Annotated in this window: 24 protein-coding genes; 10 read left to right on the forward strand and 14 right to left on the reverse strand. The window is 48.9% G+C overall.

What is annotated here, in order from left to right:
- The first annotated feature begins 98 nt into the window (after nucleotides 1–98).
- A complete protein-coding gene (locus tag ACYVEA_RS10360; RefSeq protein WP_461113353.1) occupies nucleotides 99–1382 on the forward strand; it encodes an acyl-CoA dehydrogenase family protein in 1284 nt (427 codons plus the stop codon).
- Between the two features lie 46 nt (nucleotides 1383–1428).
- Here ACYVEA_RS10360 and ACYVEA_RS10365 read toward each other — a convergent pair whose 3' ends face one another.
- Complete coding sequence (locus tag ACYVEA_RS10365) at nucleotides 1429–2709, reverse strand: AGE family epimerase/isomerase (protein ID WP_461113354.1); 1281 nt, start codon at nucleotides 2707–2709, stop codon at nucleotides 1429–1431.
- A complete protein-coding gene (locus ACYVEA_RS10370; protein WP_461113355.1) occupies nucleotides 2702–3715 on the reverse strand; it encodes a bifunctional heptose 7-phosphate kinase/heptose 1-phosphate adenyltransferase in 1014 nt (337 codons plus the stop codon). Before ACYVEA_RS10370 ends, ACYVEA_RS10365 begins: the two co-directional genes overlap by 8 nt.
- A gap of 182 nt (nucleotides 3716–3897) precedes the next feature.
- Here ACYVEA_RS10370 and ACYVEA_RS10375 point away from each other — a divergent pair, with 182 nt between their 5' ends.
- Entirely contained in the window at nucleotides 3898–6246 is a 2349-nt protein-coding gene (locus ACYVEA_RS10375) for a DUF7133 domain-containing protein (protein WP_461113356.1), read from the forward strand.
- A gap of 112 nt (nucleotides 6247–6358) precedes the next feature.
- Nucleotides 6359–7432 carry a phosphotransferase family protein gene (locus ACYVEA_RS10380; protein WP_461113357.1) on the forward strand — a complete coding sequence of 358 codons (1074 nt, stop codon included), beginning with the start codon at nucleotides 6359–6361 and terminating at the stop codon, nucleotides 7430–7432.
- 3 nt (nucleotides 7433–7435) lie between these two features.
- Here ACYVEA_RS10380 and ACYVEA_RS10385 read toward each other — a convergent pair whose 3' ends face one another.
- From ACYVEA_RS10385 to ACYVEA_RS10425, 9 genes are all read right to left on the reverse strand, one after another.
- Nucleotides 7436–8725 carry a hemolysin family protein gene (locus tag ACYVEA_RS10385; protein ID WP_461113358.1) on the reverse strand — a complete coding sequence of 430 codons (1290 nt, stop codon included), beginning with the start codon at nucleotides 8723–8725 and terminating at the stop codon, nucleotides 7436–7438.
- A gap of 77 nt (nucleotides 8726–8802) precedes the next feature.
- Complete coding sequence (locus ACYVEA_RS10390; protein WP_461113359.1) at nucleotides 8803–9030, reverse strand: hypothetical protein; 228 nt, start codon at nucleotides 9028–9030, stop codon at nucleotides 8803–8805.
- A gap of 111 nt (nucleotides 9031–9141) precedes the next feature.
- Nucleotides 9142–11805 (reverse strand): cytochrome c biogenesis protein CcsA, encoded by a 2664-nt coding sequence (ccsA, locus tag ACYVEA_RS10395; protein ID WP_461113360.1) that lies wholly within the window; start codon nucleotides 11803–11805, stop codon nucleotides 9142–9144.
- Entirely contained in the window at nucleotides 11802–12080 is a 279-nt protein-coding gene (locus ACYVEA_RS10400; RefSeq protein WP_461113361.1) for a hypothetical protein, read from the reverse strand. The genes ccsA (ACYVEA_RS10395) and ACYVEA_RS10400 overlap by 4 nt, the downstream gene beginning before the upstream one ends.
- A complete protein-coding gene (locus tag ACYVEA_RS10405) occupies nucleotides 12077–12274 on the reverse strand; it encodes a hypothetical protein (protein WP_093823471.1) in 198 nt (65 codons plus the stop codon). The genes ACYVEA_RS10400 and ACYVEA_RS10405 overlap by 4 nt, the downstream gene beginning before the upstream one ends.
- Nucleotides 12271–12711, reverse strand: a complete 441-nt coding sequence (locus ACYVEA_RS10410) for a cytochrome c maturation protein CcmE domain-containing protein (RefSeq protein WP_461113362.1) — start codon at nucleotides 12709–12711, stop codon at nucleotides 12271–12273. The genes ACYVEA_RS10405 and ACYVEA_RS10410 overlap by 4 nt, the downstream gene beginning before the upstream one ends.
- 37 nt (nucleotides 12712–12748) lie before the next feature.
- Complete coding sequence (locus ACYVEA_RS10415; RefSeq protein ID WP_461113363.1) at nucleotides 12749–13012, reverse strand: CcmD family protein; 264 nt, start codon at nucleotides 13010–13012, stop codon at nucleotides 12749–12751.
- Nucleotides 13013–13079: 67 nt separating this feature from the next.
- On the reverse strand, nucleotides 13080–13739 hold the full coding sequence (ccsA, locus tag ACYVEA_RS10420; RefSeq protein WP_461113364.1) for a cytochrome c biogenesis protein CcsA: 660 nt from the start codon (nucleotides 13737–13739) through the stop codon (nucleotides 13080–13082).
- Nucleotides 13740–13834: 95 nt separating this feature from the next.
- Complete coding sequence (locus ACYVEA_RS10425; RefSeq protein ID WP_093823463.1) at nucleotides 13835–14509, reverse strand: heme exporter protein CcmB; 675 nt, start codon at nucleotides 14507–14509, stop codon at nucleotides 13835–13837.
- Between the two features lie 124 nt (nucleotides 14510–14633).
- Between ACYVEA_RS10425 and ACYVEA_RS10430 the strand changes: the two genes are divergently transcribed.
- From ACYVEA_RS10430 to feoB, 3 genes are all read left to right on the forward strand, one after another.
- On the forward strand, nucleotides 14634–15398 hold the full coding sequence (locus tag ACYVEA_RS10430) for a sulfite exporter TauE/SafE family protein (protein WP_461113365.1): 765 nt from the start codon (nucleotides 14634–14636) through the stop codon (nucleotides 15396–15398).
- A 79-nt stretch (nucleotides 15399–15477) separates the two neighbouring features.
- Nucleotides 15478–15720, forward strand: coding sequence for a FeoA family protein (locus ACYVEA_RS10435; RefSeq protein WP_461113366.1), 243 nt, complete (start codon nucleotides 15478–15480; stop codon nucleotides 15718–15720).
- Nucleotides 15721–15773: 53 nt separating this feature from the next.
- Nucleotides 15774–17891 (forward strand): ferrous iron transport protein B, encoded by a 2118-nt coding sequence (gene feoB, locus ACYVEA_RS10440; RefSeq protein WP_461113367.1) that lies wholly within the window; start codon nucleotides 15774–15776, stop codon nucleotides 17889–17891.
- A 6-nt stretch (nucleotides 17892–17897) separates the two neighbouring features.
- On the opposite strand, the gene ACYVEA_RS10445 is transcribed toward feoB, so the two are convergent.
- Entirely contained in the window at nucleotides 17898–18062 is a 165-nt protein-coding gene (locus ACYVEA_RS10445) for a hypothetical protein (RefSeq protein ID WP_461113368.1), read from the reverse strand.
- A 207-nt stretch (nucleotides 18063–18269) separates the two neighbouring features.
- Nucleotides 18270–19772, reverse strand: coding sequence for an NAD(P)H-hydrate dehydratase (locus ACYVEA_RS10450; protein ID WP_461113369.1), 1503 nt, complete (start codon nucleotides 19770–19772; stop codon nucleotides 18270–18272).
- A 115-nt stretch (nucleotides 19773–19887) separates the two neighbouring features.
- Between ACYVEA_RS10450 and rplS the strand changes: the two genes are divergently transcribed.
- From rplS to ACYVEA_RS10465, 3 genes are all read left to right on the forward strand, one after another.
- Nucleotides 19888–20265: a 50S ribosomal protein L19 gene (gene rplS, locus ACYVEA_RS10455; RefSeq protein ID WP_461113370.1), complete on the forward strand. Its 378-nt coding sequence runs from the start codon at nucleotides 19888–19890 to the stop codon at nucleotides 20263–20265.
- Nucleotides 20266–20387: 122 nt separating this feature from the next.
- The gene (gene dapF / locus ACYVEA_RS10460; RefSeq protein WP_461113371.1) at nucleotides 20388–21170 is read left to right on the forward strand and encodes a diaminopimelate epimerase; all 783 of its coding nucleotides are present in this window, start codon (nucleotides 20388–20390) and stop codon (nucleotides 21168–21170) included.
- A gap of 58 nt (nucleotides 21171–21228) precedes the next feature.
- Complete coding sequence (locus tag ACYVEA_RS10465; protein WP_461113372.1) at nucleotides 21229–22158, forward strand: bestrophin family protein; 930 nt, start codon at nucleotides 21229–21231, stop codon at nucleotides 22156–22158.
- On the opposite strand, the gene ACYVEA_RS10470 is transcribed toward ACYVEA_RS10465, so the two are convergent.
- Nucleotides 22159–22467, reverse strand: a complete 309-nt coding sequence (locus tag ACYVEA_RS10470) for a rhodanese-like domain-containing protein (RefSeq protein ID WP_461113373.1) — start codon at nucleotides 22465–22467, stop codon at nucleotides 22159–22161.
- A 577-nt stretch (nucleotides 22468–23044) separates the two neighbouring features.
- On the opposite strand from ACYVEA_RS10470, the gene htpG reads away from it, so the two are divergent.
- Nucleotides 23045–24874: a molecular chaperone HtpG gene (gene htpG, locus ACYVEA_RS10475; protein ID WP_461113374.1), complete on the forward strand. Its 1830-nt coding sequence runs from the start codon at nucleotides 23045–23047 to the stop codon at nucleotides 24872–24874.
- Nucleotides 24875–24916 lie beyond the last annotated feature (42 nt).

Consider the following 24916-nt stretch of genomic DNA (forward strand, 5'->3'; position numbering starts at 1 on the left):
AGAGAAAGTTCTGATTATGTCAGCATTGCTACAATAACTACTGTCTCTATTTTAGTAGCGAAAAATGCCATAATTTGCCTGCTTTATAGGAGGAAAGTATGGAAACGATTTTCACTACCGAACGTATCAGGCCGTTGCTGGCACGAGTTCGCGAATTTGTCGAAACAGAGTTGATTCCGCTGGAAGACGGTTTCTCGCATAACAACCTTAGTACGCTGATTCCGCTTCTCGATCAAAAACGCGAAAAAGTCAAAGCCGCCGGTTTGTGGGGATTACATTTATCCGAAAAGGAAGGTGGTCATGGACTTACACTCTGTGAATTTGGCCAGATCAGCGAAGCACTGGCTCACGCGCCGTTCTTTGGTCACTACGTATTTGGCTGTCAGGCGCCGGACATCGGCAATACGGAACTGCTTCACAAATTCGCGTCAGATGAGTTGAAAGAACGGTATCTGAAACCGCTGATGGCGGGTGAAATCCGTTCCTGCTTCTCAATGACTGAACCTGACTTTGCAGGCTCGAACCCAACCCGGATGAGTACGCTGGCCGTCCGTGATGGGATCGCCGGCGCGGGGGATCACTACGTTATTAACGGCCGCAAATGGTTTACCTCGTCGGCCGACGGCGCTGCGTTTGCCGTCGTGATGGCAGTGACCAATCCCGATGCGGCACCTCATCAACGCGCCAGCATGATCATTGTTCCAACCGATACGCCGGGCTTTACCATCGAACGAAACATTCCCGTTTTTGGCGAAGCGGGCGAAGGCTGGTTCAGTCATGCCGAAGTTACCTATACTAATTGCCGGGTGCCAGTATCGAACGTCATTGCGGGCGAAGGCCTGGGTTTCCGATTGGCGCAGGAACGGCTCGGACCGGGGCGTGTGCACCACTGTATGCGCTGGATTGGCAATGCCGAAAAAGCAATGGATCTTATGTGCAAACGGGCTGCTACGCGCGAGATCGAGGACGGCGTCATGCTGGGCGAAAAACAGTTCATTCAGGACTTTATTGCCGAAAGCCGTGCCGAAATTGACGCCTGTCGGCTCTACGTACTTAACACGGCCTACATGATCGACACGGTTGGTGTAAGTAACGTCCGCGATGCGGTGTCAGCCATCAAGTTCTATGTAGCCAATGCTTTTCTTCGCGTGCTGGACCGGGCGATTCAGGTACACGGCGCACTTGGTGTCACAGACGATACAGTCCTGTCTGCCATGTATCGCCATGAGCGCGGTGCCCGCATCTGGGACGGTGCCGACGAGGTTCACAAGCAAAATTTAGCGATCAGTATTCTGAAAAAGTACGGCCTGGATGTTAAGCAGAAAGCCCGCGAACTGCGGCAATTCCGGCAAATGATGGCCGCTCAGGCAGCAGTTGAATAGGTTCTGGCGCGGGTTCAGCGAGTTCAAACCCGTGCCAGCATTTACTTTATTGTAACTCTCCTTTCTCCAGCAGCTTGTCCAGCCGTTTAATCGATTGCACCATCGAGCGTACAGTGTGGTAATTGATTTTCCAGGAATGGCTCATATGCGTCCAGATCGGGACACCCTGCCGGGTCATCAGCGGCCACCATTCGCCCACGGGGTGGTTCACCATGTTATCCATCACAAAGCGGTGAACGGCTTCGTAGGCTTTCCAGTACGTATCATCGCCGAAAAGTAGGTAGGCGTCCAGGAGGCCGATAAGAATTTCAGCTTGCTGCCAGAACTCCTTTTCGCGGTCATAGACGACGCCACCGTGCGAACCTTCCACATAAATACCGCCATAGGCCCAGTCGATTCCATAGGTCAGCGCGTGAGAAAGGGGCTTTTGCAGAGCATAGCGATACGTTTCCGGCGACGTTCCGAGTATGTCAAGCGCATGAAGTAATAGCCAGGCAAACTCGGCGTTATGGCCATAGCTGGTATTATCTTCGGCTTCCCGTTTAACGCCGTCTTCGGTGAAACGATCCCACCCCCAGATGACATCGAATTTGATTTGGGGCGCTACCCGCCAGTCGGCCCAGAATTGGGGAACACCCGTTCCGTAGATTGGGTGCATGATTTTGCCAACCAGCAGGTCAATAATTTCCTGTAATTTTCGGCGATGAATGGCCTGACCAGAGCATTCGTATAACGTAGTGAACGCTTCCATCAGGTGCATGTGGGCGTCGAGCGTTTTGCGATCTCCCCCCGCCGAGCCCGGTCCTTTTAACGTCCAATCGCGATGAAACATCTCAAAATAGCCACCGTAGCACGTATCGGCCGCGTATTTCTGCAAGAGATCGAACACTTTCTGTGCGTACTCAAGTCCGCGCGGATCACCCGTAGCAAGCGTATATTCGCTCAGGCAGTAAATGGCAAAGCTTTGTCCATACACGATTTTCTGGTCGTTCAGCACCGCACCTTTGCGGTTTGTCATCCAATAAAAACCACCGTGCTCGTTGTCCCACATCCGATCAATCAGATAATCGACGCCGTGACGGGCCAGGTCGGCCAGAGCTCCATCGCCATAGCCTGCCCGATGCGACGAGGCATAGGTATAAATCGAGCGGGTTTGGGCAATAAGTGATTTCTCGTCTTCGCCCGAGTCATTGCCGAATTGATCAAAATGGGTAATATAGCCGCCATGAACCTGATCGGCGGTACGGGTCATCCAGAAAGGGAGTAGCTCCTGGGTGAGGTGTGTATGTAATTCCTGGCGATGCTGTTCGAGGATTTCGTTAGTCATGAGCGACGAATGTATGATGCAGATCAAGGATTTCGGATAGGCTGGCCGTTCCGGTCTGGGCAATTTTCTGGACCGTAACGGCAGCCGCAAGATTAGCTATCTCCAGCGCTTGAATAGGAGTAGCACCTGCCCCCAAACAGGCCGACCAGGTTGCCACAACCGTATCGCCCGCACCAACCGTATCGAGTTCGCCCTGTAGCGGCAACCCATCGACGGTTTGGGTTTCGTTCTTATCCAGATAAAAAATTCCCGCATGGCCCCGGGTGATCAGCAGTGGCGTACCGCTATGGTCCCGGAAGGTCTTTGCCTGCTCAATGCACCAGCCAAGGCCAGGGTCATCGGGAACGGGAATGCCAAGAAAGTGTCCTAGTTCGGCCGTGTTCACTTTCAACGTAGCCCCACGAATGTGCATACCAACGTCGCGCATATCGGCCACGACCTGAACGGTTGGAAAGCGAGCAATCAACGCATTGAGACTATTTATACGCTTTTCGGAAAGTAAAGGGTTCGGAAACTGCTGGTTGATAATCAATACGTCCAGCTCGCTTAGCGCCTGTTCCAGATCAGTGAGCAGGTCTTCAAAAAGCGTATCAGAAAGTTTATTGCCTGTGCCAAAATCAATCCGGTTTGCTTCCTGACCCGCCTGATTCGGCTTGGTATATAAACAGGTGTCCCAACCCTCGCTAACAAGGCGAAGGTGTTGGGTGTTCACGCCCAATGAGTTGAATAAATACTGCATCTCCCGGCCGAACAGATCATGGCCAATGCAGCCCACTACCTGAATGTTGGAAACGCCCAGCGCTGCCAGGTTTTGTACTACGTTCCCGGCGGCTCCTAACGAAGCTCGCGGACGGCTGCCCCAAAACACATCCAGATGCGTTTCCAGCGACCGTTCACCGGTTTCGGTTTGCAGGTCAAAATAAAGATCTACGGCAAAGTCGCCAATAACGCCGACTCTGACATCGGCAAATCGTTGAAAAAGGATTTTGATTTCAGAACGTGTCATGTAGGCAACGTAGTGGTTTGCTTCCGTAGTTCGGTGACTGGCTAAGAGCTATTGTTAAAGCGAATCCATGTATTCTTATTACTCAAATGAAGCTTAAAATCATTTTTTGAAATGAACCTTCGATCCGTAGGTAAGAGTTGACCCAAGCTATCTTTTAGTCTCATCCTAAACGATTCTCACGTATGAAAAATAAGCACTGGATGCTGGGGCTGCTTGCGCTCTCGATGTCGGTCGTTACTTGTCGGGTTGCCCAGAAGTCGTCCCCCGGTATTGGGCAGGAAACGGCTCAGCATAATATGGCACAGGCCGATACCGTCCCCGCTTTTACGGCAAATCCCTCACCGGCTCAATTAAGTCCCGAGCAGAGTTTGAAATCATTCCGGGTACCTAAAGGCTACCATATTGAGCTGGTCGCCAGCGATCCTATGATTAGAGAACCGGTGGCAATTGCCTGGGATGGTAATGCTAAAATGTATGTGGCCGAGATGGACACGTACATGCAGGACGTGGATGGTTCCAACGAGCATGATCCTGTGAGCCGGGTTATGTTGCTCGAAGACACCAACGGGGATGGGAAAATGGACAAGAGTTCGGTATTTATCGATAAACTGCTCCTACCCCGCATGATTTTGTGCGTCGATCATGAACTGCTGGTGAATGAAACCGATACGTATGATATCTACAGCTATAAGGATACCAACGGCGACGGCGTAGCCGATGCGAAAAAGGCTGTCTATCAGGTCGGTAAAAAGTCGCCTGGCAACCTTGAACACCAACGTAGTGGTCTGGACTGGAACCTCGATAACTGGATTTACGTAACGGTTGACCCTGTTCGGTTCCGGTATAAAAATGGCCTGTTAAAGGTCGATTCGATGCCCAGCGGCTCGAACGGGCAGTGGGGATTGACGCATGATAATTACGGTCGTTTATTTTTCTCCAGAGCGGGTGGCGAAATTCCGGCATCCGGCTTTCAGATCAATCCGGTATATGGTGGTCTTGAGTTCCCCGATCAGTATAACGAGGAATTTAATGCCGTCTGGCCCATTATAAAAACGCCTGATATTCAGGGTGGTCTGAACCGGTTGCGACTTGCCGACAGTACGCTGAATCATTTCACGGCCAGCAATGGGCAATCCATTTTTCGGGGCGACAAACTCCCGGCTGATCTGGTGGGCGATTATCTGATTGGCGAGCCCGTCGCCCGAATTATTCGACGCGCCAAAGTCATTAATACAAACGGAAAACTGCGGCTGGAGAATGCCTACAAACAACAGGAGTTCATTGCGTCGACCGATATGAATTTCCGGCCTGTCAATACATATACCGGCCCGGATGGCTGTCTGTACATTGTCGATATGAACCGGGGTATCATCCAGGAGTCGCAGTGGACGCCCAAAGGCAGTTACCTCCGGCCACAGATTCAGCGGTTGGGCCTGGATAAAAACGTGCAGCACGGGCGCATTTATCGACTGGTGCATGATGGCATGAAGCCGGGACCGATGCCGCACATGCTCGATGAACCTAGCGCGAAACTGGTTACCTACCTGGATCACCCGAATGGCTGGTGGCGCGATAATGCTCAAAAGCAACTCGTTATTCTGGGCGATCAATCGGTCGTTCCGGTGCTGAAACAGATTGCTTTGGGACAACAGGGATCGCTGGCCAAGAAACCTTCGGCCCTCGGTCGACTCCATGCCCTGTGGACGCTGGAAGGGTTGGATGCTATTGATAAAGATATGGTGTTTGCGGCCATGAAAGACGAAGATCCGCAGGTTCGGCGGTCGGCGATCTGGATTGGTGAACGTTACGTAAAATCGGACGATGAGCAAGTGATCGACAAGTTTCGTGAATTGAAGGATGATCCGAATTATGATGTTCGTACCCAGCTTATTCTTTCATTACACACCAGTAAGTCAGCTAAAGCAAAAACCCTTTCGGAAGAGATTATAGGACAGAGCGCGACGAACGAAATGCTGGTAAGTGCTCAGAAAAGCCTGTTGAAAAACGATGACGTCAAGACCTATGGATCACGCCTTGGCCGCCTTGAAGCGGCCGATCGAAATAGTGTTATAGCCGGTGCCAATACGTTCAAAACGCTCTGCGCTACGTGTCACGGCCCCGATGGGAAAGGCCTGGCCGTTGGCGGAAGCAGCATGGTGGCTCCTCCCTTGTTCGGCTCAAAACGTATCGTTGGTGATAAAGACGTGCTGATCCGAATTCTGCTTCATGGGTTGTCTGGTCCAGTTGATGATAAATCGTACCCGGATGTGATGCCGTCCATGAGTGCTCAGGACGATGCGTGGATAGCCTCCGTCCTGAGTTATATCCGTTACGAGTTTGGGTACACGGGCAATTTTCCGCCTAGTCCGCCACCGCCTGGCCCCCGTCCCGCTGGCATACCACCGGAAGTCTTAAAACGGCGGAGCTTCAAACCCTTCGTGAAGGCTGAGGAGGTAAAGAAAATACGGGAAGAAACATCAGGACGTACTAAAGCTTGGACATTACCGGAACTCGAAAAAACAAGTGATTAAGAGTTGAACACAGAGGCACAGAGAACACAGAGGTCTAATTCTTTGTGACCTCCGTGCCTCTGTGTTCAATAATTCTGTCTTATAACAGGATGGTCCATCAAAATTACCTTTTATGATCGCTTCCGACACTCCCCGTCCCGTGCGAACGGGAGAAGAACTTGATCTGACTCGTCTGAATGAGTATTTGGCCGAACAGGTTCCTGCTGTGGGGTTGGTGCTGGAGGTCCGGCAGTTTGCGGGCGGCTTCTCGAACCTGACGTATTGGCTCAAAACTGCTGCCGGAGAGTATGTGCTACGTCGGCCACCGGCTGGTGCGAACATCAAAGGCGGACACGATATGGGCCGTGAATTTCGGGTGTTATCGCTGCTCAGAGGGCAGTACGAAAAAATTCCTGATCCTATCGTTTACTGCGGATCGACCGACGTGTTGGGCGTACCCTTTTACATAATGGAGCGGGTGCCGGGCATTATTTTAAGGGCGTCAATGGCACCAACACTAAAGTTAGCTCCTGCCTTGATGCGCCAGCTGTCTGAGGCATTGGTTGATAATCTGGTTGCCATTCATGGGTTAGATATTCAGACAAGTGGACTGATTCAACTGGGGAAACCGGAGGGATACGTTCAGCGACAGGTTGAAGGCTGGAACAGGCGCTATCGAACCGCTGAAACGGATAAAATTCCTGACATGGACCACGTGGGCGACTGGCTACAGCAAAACTATTCTGCTGAGCAGGCTCCGGCTTTTCTGCACAACGATTATAAATTCGACAACGTATTGCTGGCTCCTGATCCAACCACTGGTGAGCCGACACCGGTTATTAAAGGGGTGCTGGATTGGGAGATGGCAACGGTGGGCGACCCGCTTATGGATTTGGGCGCAACGCTGGCCTACTGGTCGGAAGCGACGGATAGTCCGGCTTACAAAAACTTTAATCTAACATGGCTTCCCGGAAATTTAACCCGACAAGAGGTTGTGGCTCGTTATGCTGAACGTAGTGGTCGCGATTTGACCAGTATTTTGTTCTACTACGTGTTTGGCCTCTACAAAAACGCCGTGATTGCCCAGCAGATATACGCTCGCTGGAAGCAGGGACACAGTCAGGATGCCCGCTTCGGTCATCTGTTGCCGATGATCATTGAGCTGGCCAATAAAGCGGCTTCGTCAATAAAAAGTGGAAAGATTTAATATCTATTCCCGGCTTCGGTCCAGATGTACTTTTACGGTGTCAATCCGAGTGCCGTCCATCGAGACGACGGTGAAGGTAAAGGGCGAAAATTCAATTACTTCGCCAACCTCAGGAACATCTTCGTGGGTTTCAAGGATTAAGCCACCCAGCGTATCATAATCGCCTTTGGGTATGTTCCAGCCGTAGGTTATGTTCAGATCGTCAATTTCATGACGGGCGCTCAGGAGCCAGGTGTTTTCGTCCAGTTGTTGTTCAACCCAGTCTTCATTGGTATCATATTCATCCTGAATCTCCCCAAAAATCTTTTCGACCATGTCTTCCACGCTCACTATGCCCGCCGTACCACCAAATTCATCCACGACCAACGCCAGGCTCTTGCGCTCGGACAGAAAACGTAGTAATAAATCCTGAGCAGGCATGGTTTCGGGAACGGTGATAATTGGCGTAATTATTTCCTCAACAGTGGCTGGTTTTTTGAACAGGGCGAGCGCGTGGCAATAGCCTATAACATCATCAATGGTATCCCGATACACAACGATTTTGGAGTGGCCGCTGTCCTGAAACGCCTGCCTCAGCTCCTCGACCGTATCATCTACTTCAATGGCCGTAATTTCCGTTCGAGGCACCAAGCAATCGCGAACCCGCACGTCGCGAAACTCAATGGCGTTGTTGAAAATCTGCGTGTCGACCTCGACTTCCTTTTCTTTTGTATCTGATTTCTGGTTCAGTTGCTGGAGGTAGTGATTGAGATCTGTCAGGCCGAAAACCGGTCGGATTTCAGGATTTCGCTTCCCTAATACGTAGCGGATGAAAAAACGCGCTATACCAACCAGCATCCGAACGATGGGCGCAATGGTTTTGTAAATAACCCAAAGCGGAACGGCCAGGGCTTCCAAAAACCGGTCGGGATGAATAAGGGCCAGACTTTTGGGAATATAATCAGCCAGGGGCAGAAAGATAACCGTCAGAATCAGGGTTTCGAGGGCAATAAATACCGATTCATACCCGGCCCAATTGTCTGGTAATAGGGCGATTAGCAGAGGATTCAGGACGGTTACACCAAAAACGGTGTATAGAACCAGAAACAGTGTGTTCCCCGTCAGGGTAGTCCCTACAAACAATATCGGATTCTTGAGAAAACCGGATACTAATTTCTCGCTTAGTGGTCCTTGTTTGCTGTGAAGTTCAAAATAGAGCCGGTTGACTGATACGTAGGCCATCTCGACGGCTGAGAAAAAACCAGCCAGAACAAGGGCAAGTAGAGCACCGAATAAAAGGACGTATGGTTCCAAATAGGTTTATGGTTTACGGTATTCGGCTTACGGTATTCGGTACCTGCAACGCGTGTTATACACCAAATACCGTAAACCTATTTTTTCTTTTTCTTCCGATTTTCCACCATTTGCTTGATAGTGGGCGAGACGGCTTTTTCGCGTTCGAGACGTTTATTGCGAACATACTGAAACGCCAGCAGAAAAGCCAGACATAACATTAACAGCCAATAGCTATCCATGAACGTCGTGCGCTGGTATTCGGCAATCCAGAGAATCAGAAATCCGGCCGCTGCCGCCAGAAGAAGCGTTTCAGAAAGTTTCATTTTTTGTCTAAACTAGAACGCCAGACCGGCTCCGAAGTCGGTCTGGCGAAGTACTATGCGCATTCGTTATGGCTACCCGGAAATGCGTATGCTCCGATAGCCTTGTAAAAATTAAGCTACGCTTTTATCCCTCATTTTTCTGAATTCCCGATACCGGCGAATGGTAGCAATGGCAAAACCAAGCACCACAATCAGCGTACCGATCCAGAGAATGTTGATGAGTGGTTTTTCAAACGCTTTCATGACGATATAATCACGCTGTGTCCGATTGACAGCGAACGTAAATTTTCCCGTTCGAGGGTCAATTTCATTCAGCTGAATACGTATACCCAGCTCATCGCTCAATTCCGCCGGATGGGCTACCATGCGATTTTTAATCACAAAAGCGGGGCTCAGGATATGCTCGCCGTTTTTGTCGAGGACACGAACCTTTGCCCGAACAGCCGCGTCGCCCGGCCCTACTTCCATGCCTTCCACCTCGTTTGTCCGTACTACGTCATCCAGAATCGCTACGTAGTCGTTCAGGAAAAAGGTGTCTTTAATGGCTACAGAAAACGTTTCGGTTTTCTCCCACTGCGTTTCTGCCGATGGGTCGGGAGCCGTAGCAATGTAGGTATACACATCACGGGGCATCGAATGGCTAATGTCAGGCGACAGCACGACGCCCATGCGCTTGTTAACCTGAATCCGGGGATAGAGGGTGAAAATCTGACCACTGGGCTCCCGGTATTCGACCGAGTAATGCACATTTTCGGGATAGAGCGCCAGCGTGTCGCCTTTCTTGAAATACACCTTACCGTTTTGCTCGATATCGCGCTGGGCAACGCCGTGAAAATCGCCTTCGATTACGTCCACGTTCTCACGGGCTGTGTAGCCTGGCATGCCCCGGACCTCAACATACTGACCTCGGTAGGTGAGCTGGTATTTATCCATTCGCTCCGGTTGATTAAGCCAGAGCAGTACGTTTTCTTTGTTTTCCTTATTATTGTTCTTCGTGAAGTCGTCGCCTTTGGAAATCATAAGCCCGCTGTTATTCAGCGAGATGACCCGTGAATAGCCCGACGAATACAGGATGCCAATCAGCATAAGGGCCATACCTAAGTGGGCGATTGCTCCCCCCGACAGCCGGTAATTGCCCCGAATGATACCCAGCAAAATCGTCCCGTTTGTTATCAGCGCAAAAATTGATGCCACTAATAAGGCCATATAAACCGGGTTCTTAACACCCCCAAACGCTATGATGGCTGCGCTGATGAGTAGCGTGATGATACCGGGCGTGATGAGCGCATCCCATTTTTTATTCTCGATTTTGCGCCACCACATAAACTGCCCAAGGCCAGTTAGTAGAGCAATGGCGACAAAGAACCAGGTCTGGAATTTGCCAAAATGGGCCATTGCGTCGGTTGGCATGGCGAGGTTTGATACTTTGCCGAACGATTCCAGAATCTTATTGTAGACAGGAATAGAGGTTGTCGCAATGACCTGGAAAGCAGCCAGACAGAGAATTGTGGCACCAATAAACAACCAGAATTCTTTGGTATAGACCGACGCTTCTTCCTCATCGCTCGGGATATGTTTCCACTTAGTGGCGGCCAGCAATACAGCTAAAACGACGAATACCAGCAGGTACACCAGCAACTGACCTGATAAGCCCAAATCTGTAAACGAGTGAACCGACGCATTGCCGAGAATACCACTACGTGTCAGGAAGGTTGAATAGAGAATCAACAGGAACGTGCTGATAGACAGAATGATAGCCGTTTTTAGTCCTGTTGAACTGCGCTTGGCGATTAGCATCGTATGCAGGGCGCCAACCATCACGAGCCACGGAACATACACCGCATTTTCGACGGGGTCCCAGTTCCAGTAGCCGCCAAAATTAAGGGTTTCGTAGGCCCAATAGCCACCCATCATAATGCCGATACCCAGAATCATGGCCCCAAAAAGCGTCCAGGGTAAGGCGGGACGAATCCATTCGTACGGTTGGTTACGCCATAGACCCGCCACGCAGTAGGCAAAAGGCACCAGCGTCAAGGCGAAACCCAGAAACAAGGTTGGTGGGTGAATAACCATCCAGTAATTCTGGAGTAAAGGATTTAGCCCGTTGCCATCCTGAGGTACGAAGTTTGGATCAGCGGTAAAGATTGGCGCGTCGGGCATGGCTTCGGTCAACAACAAAAAAGGCGACGAGCCCAGTTTGAACGTATCGCCGAAAACGACGCCCAGAATCATGGAGGCCAGAAAAGCCTGTACCAGCGCAAAAACCGCCATCATGGGCGCTTCCCACTGCTTCCCACTGGTACGTATCAGAATCGCGCCCAACAAAGCATTCCAGAAGAGCCATAGCAAAAACGAGCCTTCCTGACCTTCCCAGAAACACGAAATCATGTACTGAACCGGCAACGCCCGCGACGAATGGCTCCAGGCGTAATGATATTCGAAGTAGTGATTGTAAACGATATAGAACAGCGATGCGACCACACCAACTACGGCTGCTCCATGCAGGTAGAACGCCCAGCGTGCCAGCGTCCGCCAGTCGTCGCGGGCAGCAGGTTCAGCCGTTTCAACAGGGGATTTCGCTTTATGCTTCGTCGTCTTGCCCCCAAAACTCGATTCACCTGCGTAAGCTAACTGAGGTTCTTCAACCGCCACTGCCTGAACCTGGCTAGTTCGACCCAGGGCCGACAAAAAATAAGCGACCGTTGCAACAAGGGCTGTAACGAACGACAGGATAACAAAAAAATGGCCGAGTTGCCCGACTGTGGTATGTATCATTGACTAATTATTCTATCGTATTCTGAGTGAGAGCCTATCCAAAACCAATATAATTCGTTGTCTTCACGTATGGCCAACGCACGGAAATGATCACCTACACGAGCAGCCCACAAATTATCTTTGCCACTTATTTCTTTAAAATGTAGTGAAGGATGTAGTGAAGGATGCAGTGAATCAGCTTTTAAAAGGTCGAAATTCTTATCAGCTAATTCTTGAATTGCCTCAGATAAACTGTAATAACGTTTCCAAAATTTTGTTGTTGTGTGGTGATTCATAAGGGCTTTGTATTGCCCTTACGAATTTCTTCTCTGGCTTCACTCAACAAATTATCTAATCGACCTGCTTTCGCGTCGGATTCTATTTGCTTATCCCATCGGTCATTAAAAAAGTCAAAAAGGCGGGTTACTAGACCGTCCAATTCGTCGACAGGTAATTCTTTAGCGGCCTTTTCTATATCCTGTACACTCATAATTGGGCGGTTTTGGCTTCGTGTTCGGTCGTTTCCAGCTTGCCGTCCTGGTATTTAGATGGACATTTTAGCAGGATCTTGTTGCACTGAAAATGATCGCCCTGCATGGCACCAATGATCACAATTTGCTCCGACCGTTCGAAATCCTGTGGCTTGGGACTGTTATAAACGACCTTCTGTGCGTGATTGTCATTGTCCACCAGGGTGAACTCGAAGTGGTTCGGGTCAATAGCCGGATTATAAAGCATATCGGTAATCCGACCCTTAGCGTCTTTCTGAACCTTACCAACAACGTGGATCATTTTGTCATCGCCATCTTTGGCCAGCTCAGTTGCCTGCTTGAAGGTAACGTACGAACTGGCGTCACCCGCTGTTGATACGATGATACCAATGGCCAAGGCGATGACGACAATACCTAAAATGTGGGAGATTTTCATGATTTAGCGATGATCAGTTAAAGGAAGTAAAACAGGGTTAGCCAACGTCATGGGTTTTATGTCTTGTCTGGTTCTTAACTTCTTTTTCAAGTTTCCCAATCTGGCTGTCAAGTCGGATGAGGTAAACGATAATGCCTGTAAACACGGCTGCAATAACAGCGACGACCACCCAGATCTTGCCATCAGCCCGAAGCCGGTCGGCCATTTCAACGCCATTGGAAACGGGTTGTTGAGCCAGTAAATTATGACTGAGAAGAACAAGAGCCGCTAATGGAAATTTAAATAAAGAAGGCAGTTTCATGTAAGTAAATGAAAGTACAAAATTAACGCAAAAACGGGGTGAATCATTCCGGGATTAAGGCATGAGTTTAGTCATCCAATACAATTTTTAACCGACGAACACGGACGCGTAGCTCAGTGATCCAAACGCCCAATAAAGTGAAGCCGATAACAGCCGGATAAAAGACCATCCGCATCTTATTATCCATATCATATTGGCCAAACGCAGGATTACCACCATTGCCGGGGTGCAACGATGGGTTTAGGCGAGGAACAATAAAAATCAGCGGAATAAAGACGGCGAAGGCAAAGATGTTATAGACGGCTGAAATACGGGCACGACGTTGCTCGTCGTCGAACGAACCGCGCAGAATCAGGTAGGCAAGGTACAGCAGCATACCCACGGCTACGCTGTTTAGTTTGGGATCATTTGGCCAGGGTTCACCCCAGGTGAAGTTGGCCCATAAAGAGCCTGTTGCACAACCCAAAATGCCAAATAGAATCGCGGTGTTTGCAAATTCAACGGCCACTACGTCGTCGTCAATACGGCCATTTCGAAGATACTTGATGGAGAAAATGGCTGAAGTTAACAGCAAAATGATCATACCAAACCATAATGGAACGTGGAAATAAACATTCCGAATGCTCTCGTTCAAGATAGGCATACGAGGCACTATACCGAGTAATCCTTTTAAGATTACGTAAGCTAAAATCAAGACCGAAAGGGCCTTCCACCAGTTTTTGTTCATAATGTAATGCGGGTGGAAACCCGCTTATACAGGTAAATAGTGCGGACTCCCACCGCCTAAGCGGCCTCGCGCAGCAGCAGCCCGTCCGTGTAACGTTAACTCCGCCATAAAAACGGAAAAAGTAGCCATGATAACGTCAATACAATAGCGTCGATGGCCAGAACCGTCCCCATCTCATCCCAGCTTACACTTCGGTCGAGACCGTCGAGTGCGTTTTTCGAGATTTTTAACAACATCAACAACAATGGCAGAATGATCGGAAAACTCAGAACAGCCATCAGCGTCGCCGGATTCTCAGCTTTGCTAGCGATGCCTGACACCAGCGTTAGTGAAGCCGCAAACCCAATCGCTCCTAGTACTAAGGTCAAAAGGTATAACGGTACGTCGTTAACGGGATTTCCCAGCACAAAGGCATACACACTAAACCCCAGCAAAGCGAGCACGAGCATCAGTGCCGTGTTGTATAGAATTTTTGAGATAATGATCTGCTGCGGACTGGCCAGTGTGTAATAGTACAGCTGCCGCCCGGCGCGTTCCTGCACAAAACTTTTGGCGATGGCGTTGATGGCGGTAAACAGCAGAATAATCCAAAACAGTGTATTCCAGACAATGGGCGTCAACTGACCACGGCGGGCGTTGAAACTCAGGTAACACACAAACACCGCCCCAACGATGTACAACAGCATGCCATTAAGCGCGTAGCGTTGCCGCCACTCCAGCAGAAACTCCTTCCGCATCAACGCGCCCATCTGTCGTACTGATTCTGCCATGCTCTGTCTTTTAATTCTGCAAATTTACAGTGCAATGCCGACGTGAAAAAGAAATAGTTTTGCGTTCTGTTCGTCCGCAAGACTATGCCTCTGTCTGGATTTGTACAGTTTTCTGGTTTTATTGATGGATTATTCAACTATTCTGACCCTCTGCGGTTTTTCTTTATTGGCTGGTTTTATTGATGCGATTATTGGTGGGGGCGGCTTGATTCAGACACCTGCCATTCTGTTTACATTACCCCAGTATCCTGTTCCGACACTGATCGGCTCTACCAAAATTCCTTCTTTGTCAGGAAGTCTAATGGGTGCGTTTCAATACAGCCGACACGTAGCCGTTGTTGGGAAGTTCATTGCGCCCATGATGGCAATGGCATTTAGTGCGTCGTGGCTGGGTTCCTGGACGCTTACGCGCGTGCCCAACAGCTTTATGAAACCCTTTGCGCTGGTCATTCTCATTGCCGTGTTTATCTATACCCTCACCAAAAAAGATTTCGGACAGGCAACAAGTCAATACGTATCAGCGCGCCAGCAGCGAATTCGCATGTGGGCGATGGGGGCAGGGATTGGCTTTTATGATGGCTTTTTCGGGCCAGGCACGGGTAGCTTCCTTGTACTTGGCTTTATCGCGCTTATAGGTTTTGATTTTCTTAAAGCGAGTGCCCATGCCAAACTGGTCAATGCTGCCACCAATCTGGCCAGCACGTTATTTTTCATAAGCGAAGGCAAAGTCCTTTATGCGGTTGCCTTCCCAATGGCTGTGGCCAACCTTTCTGGCGCGTTTCTAGGCGCGAGACTGGCTATTTTAAAGGGCAATCGCTTTATCCGGGTTTTCTTTCTGCTGGTCATTGCCACCACGATTCTGCGGTTTGCTTGGGATTTAGTACTGTAAATTTGCATACACAAACTTTCAGTTGTAATCTTGCGTTAATTAAATTGAATCTAAATAAACGCAGTAACCATAACGAATTTTGGCACTCAGTATTAGTAACAAGCGTAGCGTGGCTGACTTACAGCTTGGTGAACGAGCTACTATTCAGTCGTTCAGCGATCAGTTAATGTCGCTTAAACTCCTCGAAATGGGCTGCCTGCCAGGAGCTGAGGTATGTTTGTTTAGCAGAGCTCCCCTCGGTGATCCCATTTGCCTGAATGTAGCGGGCTATTGCCTGGCGATGCGAAAGTCTGAAGCGTCAACGATTCTGATTGATAATTAAGCGTTTATGATTTATGGTTGACGGCAACCGTAAAGCGTAAACCGTAAACTGCCTTGAAATCATCTCCTATAATTGCCCTTGTTGGCAACCCGAATGCCGGTAAATCCTCACTGTTCAATCAACTAACGGGGCTGCGCCAGAAGACGGGTAATTTTCCCGGCGTTACGGTTGATAAGAAATCGGGAACGTGGCCAATTGAGCCCCAAACAGTTGCTACCGTTGTTGATCTACCCGGAATCTATTCGATTTACCCCAAGTCTTTAGATGAACAACTTGTTACCGATATTCTGGCCAATCCATCTCATCCAGATTATCCTGATGTAACTGTAGTGGTTGTCGATGCCTCGAACCTCCATCGAAATCTCCTGCTCTTCACACAGGTTGCGGATCTTGGAGTTCCTGTCATACTAGCCCTGAACATGCTCGATGTGGCTCATCAGCAACGAAAAGAGGTTAACGCCGTGCGGTTGGCGATGCGGTTAGGTGTACCCGTGGTGCGAATTAATGCCCGCACTGGAGAAGGCCTCGATCAATTGAAAAAGGCGGTTGTTAGCCAGATTCAAGCCCCGACCTTATCCAATAAATTGTTTTTCGACCCTGCCGAAGAAGCTGCTGGTCTGATTACGGATACCAAGACTCAGTATCAACTCGGCAATAACTACCTCGCCCTTCAATACGTCATTCAGCACGATGGGTTCACGTTCCTAAATCGTCAGCAACAGCTTGGTCTGGATGCCATTATTAATAAATATAAATTTAGCGAACCAACTTTTCAGGCGGGTGAAACCATTGCACGTTACAAATACATTGCGACCGTCGTAGAGGAGGTCGTTACGGATAAGCGACCGGTTGGCCAACCGACCTGGAGCCAGAAACTTGACAAGGTATTGCTGCATCCAATCTGGGGCTATGCCGTTTTTGGCTTTATATTATTGCTGATTTTTCAAGCCATTTTTGCGTGGGCCCAACCGTTTATGGATGCGATCGATGCGGGCGTTGCCTGGTTAAACGGACAACTAAAAGAAAGCCTGCCCGCTGGTCCCCTGACAAACTTGTTGACAGATGGAATTCTTGCTGGCATAGGTGGTATTCTCGTTTTTATCCCACAAATCGCGTTCCTGTTTTTGCTGGTTGGTCTGCTTGAAGAATCTGGGTACATGTCGCGGGTGATGGTCATTATGGACCGCATTATGCGAAAGTTTGGGCTCAATGGACGTAGTGTTGTGCCTCTTATTTCGGGAGTAGCGTGTGCCGTGCCAGCTATCATGGCAACCCGCAGTATCGGCACCCGGCGCGACCGGCTCATCACCATCCTGGTCACACCGCTCATGAGCTGTTCGGCTCGTTTGCCCATTTATACTATTCTGATTGCCCTGGTCGTGCCAAGCCAGCGCGTTCTGGGCGTATTTAATTTGCAGGGACTGGCGCTGATGGGGCTTTATTTACTTGGCCTGATCAGTGCGTTAATGGCAGCCTATATATTGAAGCTCGTTCTGCGGACCAAAGAGCGCGGTTTTTTTATTATGGAACTACCGACGTTTAAGTTACCTCGATGGAACCACGTAGCACTGACGGTTTGGGAAAGCGTTCGGGCATTCGTCTGGGAAGCTGGACGGGTGATTCTGGCAATTTCAATTGTGCTGTGGGTACTGGCCAGCTACGGCCCCGGCAATGACATGGATCAGGCTGAAACTCGGGCTCGGCAGGAATCAACGACGCTTACTGCAGAAGACTTAGAAAATCGAGTCGCATCCGAACGGCTCGAATCGTCTTATGCCGGACAGTTTGGGCACTTTATCGAACCGGTAATTCGGCCACTTGGCTACGACTGGAAAATTGGCATTGCGCTTCTGAGTTCATTTGCCGCCCGCGAAGTATTTGTTGGCACGATGTCCACGATCTATAGCATTGGCGCCGGGGCTGACGACGAAAACGTTACCATTCGCGAACGACTTCGGCAGGAGAAGAATCCAGCGACAGGCGGTCCCATGTATACACCCGCCCTGGCCTGGTCGCTCCTAATTTTTTACGTGTTTGCGATGATGTGTATGAGTACCCTGGCGGCTACACAACGCGAAACCAAAAGCTGGAAATGGCCTGCTGTTCAGCTAGTATATATGATGACGCTGGCTTACGTGGCAGCTTTTGCTACGTATCAGTTTATGAAATAACCGGGCTTACCAGAGTAATCCTTTCGAGAGGAGCGGATAAACGAAGTGATACACAATGTAAAACAGTAGAGCAACTGTCAGGCTTCCTAAGGCAGTTGTTTGATCAAAGGCACCCGGTGCTTTGCGGGTGGGGCGGCTAGTGCGCATATCTCGTTGAGCTGTTTGTTTCATGGCGGGATAAGATTATAACTATAGTGCAAATTTGAGTCTTCATTCGTTGCCAGAACAGCGCAAAAACCCGGAATTTTAACAATACGTATAATTACCTGATCCGTTTGTTGCCAAAAGGGTTGTAAGCTTCTAAACGGAAGGCAGGAATAAGACGCCATTTGTATTCTGCGGTAACGAAGTGCTGAGAAATCTTGATATTTTCTGACGTTAATCCCAACGTAGCGCATCAATGACGTCAGATGCTACCATACCAATTGGGCCCCGCTGTTCGGCTACGCGATCGCCAGCCAGCCCGTGGGCAAAAACACCCAGTACGGCAGCTTCAATGGAGTCGTACCCCTGTGCTAGTAAGGCCGTTAATATACCCGTCAATACATCACCGGTGCCACCAGTGCTTAGACCAGGGTTTCCTGTTGAGTTAAAATGTATATCGCCATCCGGCGTAGCTATAGCTGAATAAGCCCCTTTTAAGACAACTATAATTTTATATTTCTTAGCGAATTCACGTAGTATATCCAGCTTTTGATAATCGTTATCCCATTTCTGGGTAAGCCGTTCAAATTCTTTAGGATGTGGTGTCAGGATGCTGCTGGGTGGAAGTTGACCCAATAACTCACGATTTTCGGAAAGAAGGTTCAGCGCGTCGGCATCAACTACAATCGGCTTTTTTAACGTGGGGAGCAATTTCTTAAGCATTGCCAGTGTTTCGGGCGCTTTACCAATGCCGGGGCCGATTCCTATCGTTGTAAAGTCGGCCGGTGCTGGACTGCTTATCTCCGTAGCTCCCGTTAGCAGGGTTTGATGGTCATCGGCGAGACACATGGCTTCGGGCACCGCCGTTTGCATAACCAGGTACCCGCAACGGGGCACCTGAACCGTTAGCAGCCCCACCCCCGATCGTAAACAGGCGCGGGCTGCCAACACAGCCGCCCCAACTTTGCCGAAGCTGCCAGCATATAATAAAGCATGACCAAAGGTGCCTTTGTTGGCATACCGGTCACGTTTGTGGAGTAGTAATTTGGCTTCGTCGGGTTGAGTGAAATAATAGGCCGTTGGCGCCAGGTCGATGTAGCGTTTGTGTAGTCTGATATCTACGATTTGCCAATTACCAACGTAGCGCCCGTTTTTGGGAAGCATGAAGGCCAATTTGGGCAACTGAAATGTAATGGTATAGTCTGGTTCAATAATAACGTCATTAGGGCCGTTGGGTTGATCCGTGTAGAGGCCACTCGCAATATCGACCGACACCACGCTTGCTGGAGCGCGGTTGATGGCCGCAATTGTCTCTTTAACAATGCCTTCGGTTGGGCGCGATAAGCCCGTTCCAAGAATGGCATCAATAACCACTTCATTATGACGCAAAGCCGGAATGTCCCGCGAAAATTCAATGTATTTAATGTTCTCCGTAACGAGTTTAAGCCGACGGTGGTTGTGCATGAAATCGTCCGACTCACGGGGAGCATAACGTACTACCTGAACCTCAACCGGATACTCGCGTTCCAGCAGCAATCTGGCAATAGATAGCCCATCGCCCCCATTGTTTCCTAGGCCACAGAAGACTTTAGTCGGTGTTGTAACCGGAAAATGATCGACAAACCAGTCAACGAAAGCAAGCGCTGCGCGCTCCATTAAATTGATGGGGGCAATAGGTTCGTGCAGGATAGTGGATTGGTCAAGTGCGCGAATTTGGTCAACGTTTAGGATTTTCATGAATTTGGCGTCAGTTACGCAGCGTAATTTTACAAAACTATTTTCTGCTACCAAGAAATTTTCCTATCTTTGCGGCTCATTTCGCAAATAGTTATCTGGCGATTTATATACGGTCATGAGCGATTTAATCAAATTAGTGGAGGCAGACAACGCGCAGCGTCGCACCGAGTTGCCCACATTCCGGGCCGGTGATACGGTGAACGTACACGTTAAAATCCGCGAAGGAAATAAGGAACGCATTCAGATATTTACGGGTACGGTAATCCAACGCCGGAATCCAAGCACCGGTGGCGAAACATTCACCGTTCGTAAAGTATCAAACGGCGTCGGCGTTGAGCGGATTTTCCCACTCCTGTCGCCGAACATCGACAAAGTTGAAGTCGTACGGCTGGGCAAAGTTCGCCGGGCACGTTTATTCTACCTGCGCGGTCGTCAGGGTAAAGCAGCTCGTGTTAAAGAGCGCAAGCCAAAGGCAGCAGTAGCAGCAGCTTAAGTGTCTGCCTGCCAAAAAATCAAAAGCTACCTCAAGAGGTGGCTTTTTTTATTGAGTCGTAAGTCGCTGATCGTCAGCCTGGCGAAAATGAATAGTGACTTATGACTGATGACTTACGACAGATGACTACATTTAACTTCTTTAAATATCAAGGTACCGGCAACGATTTCGTATTGATCGATGACCGAAACGAGACATTTCCGGCCTCAGATCAGGCACTCATTGAGCGCCTTTGCCACCGCCGGTTTGGGATCGGTGCTGATGGGCTGATTTTGCTCCAGAACGATCCTGACTACGACTTCCGGATGGTCTATTTCAACGCTGATGGCGCCGTAGGAAGTATGTGTGGTAATGGCGGCCGTTGCATTGTCCGGTTTGCCCATGATCTGGGTTTAATTGGTCGCAAAACCCGTTTCCTGGCCGCAGATGGTGAACATACGGCTCTGGTAGATGAAGAAACAATCTCCCTGAAAATGGGGGACGTAACGACTATTGATGATCGTGACGCACTGACATTTCTCAATACAGGATCACCACACGTTGTCAAATTTAGTGATGATCTGGAGTCGCTCGACGTTGTTGGTGAAGGCCGGGCAATACGGTATAGCGAAGCGTTTCAACCTGCAGGTACGAATGTCAACTTTGCCCAGGTAATAGACGACCATACTGTTTTTGTCAGAACCTATGAACGGGGTGTTGAGGATGAAACCTACTCCTGTGGCACGGGCGTAACGGCGGTGGCCTTAGTGGCTCATCGGCAGCTACGTATGCCCAATCCCGTAAGTATCCAAACCATTGGGGGCAATCTACGTGTTTCATTCGAGCCGCAGCTGGATGGACACTTTCAGGCCATCTATTTAATCGGCCCAGCCCAACGTGTTTTCGCTGGAACAATAACCGTTTAGCCTTGGATGTAGTTAAGAAAGTCAGGTTGTTTCTCACATGTCACATCGTAGGGATTGAATGATTATTTATAAAAATAAAGGCATACTGCCCTCTATCTGGCATTTTCATACTGGTCCCACAGCAAAAGCGTTGGTTCGTCGATTGGCCGTCGTCGGTATTTACGTGTCGATCGTTACAATCGCCGAAATGCATTATACCGATCTGCGACTAAAAGATACGCCCAATTCCTTCCTGGGAGCCATGGGTATTCTCCTAAGTCTCTTGCTCATTTTTCGGACGAATACGGCTTATGATCGCTTTTATGAAGGTCGGCAGGCATGGGGATCTCTGGTGAATAACTGTCGAAATCTGGCCATTTATTTCAATGCCGTTTTGCCTGAGGGAGATGTTACCAGCCGACAGTTTTATGCGAAAGCTATTTCTAATTTCCCGTTTGCCCTAAAAAATCATTTACGCGATATGCCTAAAATGGATGAACTGGATATTGTTGAAGAAGGGGAACGGCGCAACCTGAGTAATTTTGATCATAAACCAGCCGGTGTCTCGAATCAGCTTTGGGTAAAAACCGAAATACTATATCGGGAGGGGCATATTTCAGAATCGCAGCATATTAATCTAAATCAGTATCTAACGGCCCTGATGGATGTTTGTGGCGTTTGTGAACGTATCAAAAGTACGCCGATTCCATTTTCATATATGCTGTTTATCAAGCTGTTTATTATGCTCTACGTAGCCTTGCTGCCGTTTACAATTATCACGGCTTTTGGCTACCTGACAGTTCCGGCAGTGTTCCTGACGTCCTATGTCCTGGTAGGGCTGGAAATGATTGGCGAGGAGATCGAAGAACCGTTTGGACTGGAACGTAATGATTTGCCATTGAACCAGTTAAGTCAACTGATTCGTGTAAACGTTCACGACATCCTGCAGATAAACCTGCCTCATGTCGAGAAGCAGGCCGCAAGGCCGGGCTTTACGGTAATGACGTAGTTAATCTTCAGCTTCCACAATGCCGCCGTGTAAGTGGTAAATAGTTTTTTGCTGAAACTCCGGCTGACGTAGCAAGTCTTTGGCTGCCACCCGGCTGCGGACGCCATTTGTACAGATCACAATCAACGTAGTGTAAGGCAGAAGTTCCGCTTTTCGGGCACGTATATCGGGCAACGGAATGTTGAGCCCACCAATGTTAAATTCATCAAATTCCCACTCGTCACGCACATCAACAACGGCCGTATTAGGTTGCTCGCGGAGATGGCCAAGTTCTGGAAGGGTAATATCGGTGTAGGAAGGAGTGATCATACAAATTCCTAACAACCTTTTTTCGCTGCCTGTTCATTCAGAAGGATACTCTGTCATCGTGCCGTGATCGCCAGAATTTCAATTTCATTGGTTCTGGCTTGTTTAACCAGCCGCAAAGCAGCGTGACTTTCTTCCCTGTTTCAGCAAATCGAATAGTTACAGCTCTCTCCGAGGAGTTTTTTAAGACAGAAATAGTTGTCAATACCTGTTGTAGAATAAGCAGTGTCGCTGTAGTTGGCTTATAAAAAATGCTGTTTCTAGTTGAATCCTGATTACCCAGCCGGACATACGATTCACATTCATCAACGAATAAAGAGTTGTCTGAGATAAAAGCATCCTCAGTACGCTCAGGGCCCAGACTAAGGCTTGATTTAGTTTGGCAACTCAGTAAAGTGGTTATAATCAATAATAAAAATAGGGCATAGTTGTATTTTTTTGTAAAGACCCTTAACCATATCGTATCGTTGGGGCAAGGAACCTATAAAGTAAGCAATCTGTCAATCTGTCAGCCAGGCCGTTACTGGAACAGGATTTGAAGACCGTTGCTCGTATCCAATAAACCATTTAACAACGTACTATGGAAGCCGTACAGAACGAAAAAGGGCAGATTTCAATCCATACCGAGAATATCTTCCCGATTATCAAGAAATTCCTGTATTCCGACCACGAAATTTTCCTGCGTGAATTAGTCTCTAATGCCGTTGATGCTACGCAGAAACTGCGTCAGCTGGCCTCTTTTGGTGAGTTTGGGGGCGAACTGGGTGATCTGAAAGTGACGGTTTCGCTGGATGAAGAAGCGAAGACCATTACCATTAGTGACAACGGTATTGGTATGACGGCCGATGAAATCAAGAAGTACATCAACCAGATTGCGTTCTCCGGCGCAACGGATTTTCTGGAAAAATATAAAGACAAAACGGACGATAAAGGTCAGATCATTGGCCATTTTGGCTTAGGTTTCTATTCGGCGTTTATGGTTGCCGAAAAAGTTGAAATTGTCACGAAATCTTACCGGGAAGGTGCCGAATCCGTACGCTGGGTGTGTGATGGCTCCACTGAGTTTGAACTGACACCTGCCGAGCGTGCTGAGCGCGGATCAGATATTATTCTGCATATCGCACCCGACTCCGAAGAGTTTCTGAGCAAAGGTCGGTTGCGGGGCATCCTGGATAAATACGCCCGATTCCTGCCAGTTCCGGTTGAGTTCGATGGCCAGGTAATTAACAATACGACACCCATCTGGACGAAATCGCCTTCAGACCTGACAGATGAAGATTATAAAACGTTCTATCGTGAATTGTATCCGATGGGAGAGGAGCCTCTCTTCTGGATTCATTTGAACGTAGATTATCCGTTCAATCTGACCGGTATTTTGTATTTCCCCCGTATCAAAAACGAACTCCGTTTTCAACGGGAAAAAATTCAACTCTATAGCCGTCAGGTGTTTATTACGGATGAAGTGAAAGACGTAGTGCCCGACTTCCTGATGATGCTTCACGGGGTGATCGACTCGCCCGATATTCCGCTGAACGTGTCGCGGAGTTTCCTGCAAGCCGATTCCAATGTTAAGAAAATCAACGGTTATATTACCCGTAAAGTCGCCGACAAGCTCAACGATCTGTTTAACGCCGACCGCAAAGGGTTTGAAGACAAGTTCGATGACATCGGTTTATTTATCAAATACGGTATCCTGAGTGACGATAAGTTTTGGGAAAAGGCCAAAAATTTCGTCCTGCTCAAAAATACGGAAGGCCAATTTGCTACCCTCGATGGATATCGGGAGAAAGTGCAGGCGAATCAGACCGATAAAGACGGAAAACTGGTGATGCTCTACACTACCGACCGTAAACAGCAGGATGCTTATATCGAGTCGGCGACTCGTCGTGGATATGATGTGTTATTAATGGACAATGTCATTGATGCGCACTTCATCAATGCGCTGGAGCAAAAGCTTGATAAAGTAACGTTCCAGCGGGTCGACGCCGATACGCTCGACAAACTGATTGACAAAGGGCTGAACAACGAAAGCGTCTTGTCGGAAGCCGATCAGACGAAACTCAAAGAAGTGTTTGAGCAGGTATTAGACAGTAAACTGCTCAATGTAAGTGTAGTGGCGCAACCTACTGACGAACTTCCCGTTACGATCACGTTACCAGAGTTTATGCGTCGCATGAAAGACATGTCGGCCTTATCGGGCGAGCAATCGTTCTACGGCAACTTCCCCCTCAGTTACAACGTAGTAGTCAATGCCAATCATCCACTGGTTGGTAAAATACTGGCCGAAGCGGATACGGATGCCCAGAAATCCTTGGTGAAACAGGTATATGACCTGGCCCTGCTTTCCCAAAACATGCTTACTGGTGCCGACCTGACGGCTTTTGTAAAACGTACCGTGGCAAATCTGTAAGCTAAAGGCTCCTATTATTTTGGTTGTGCTGACCCCGGATGA

The organism is Spirosoma jeollabukense (assembly GCF_054777855.1).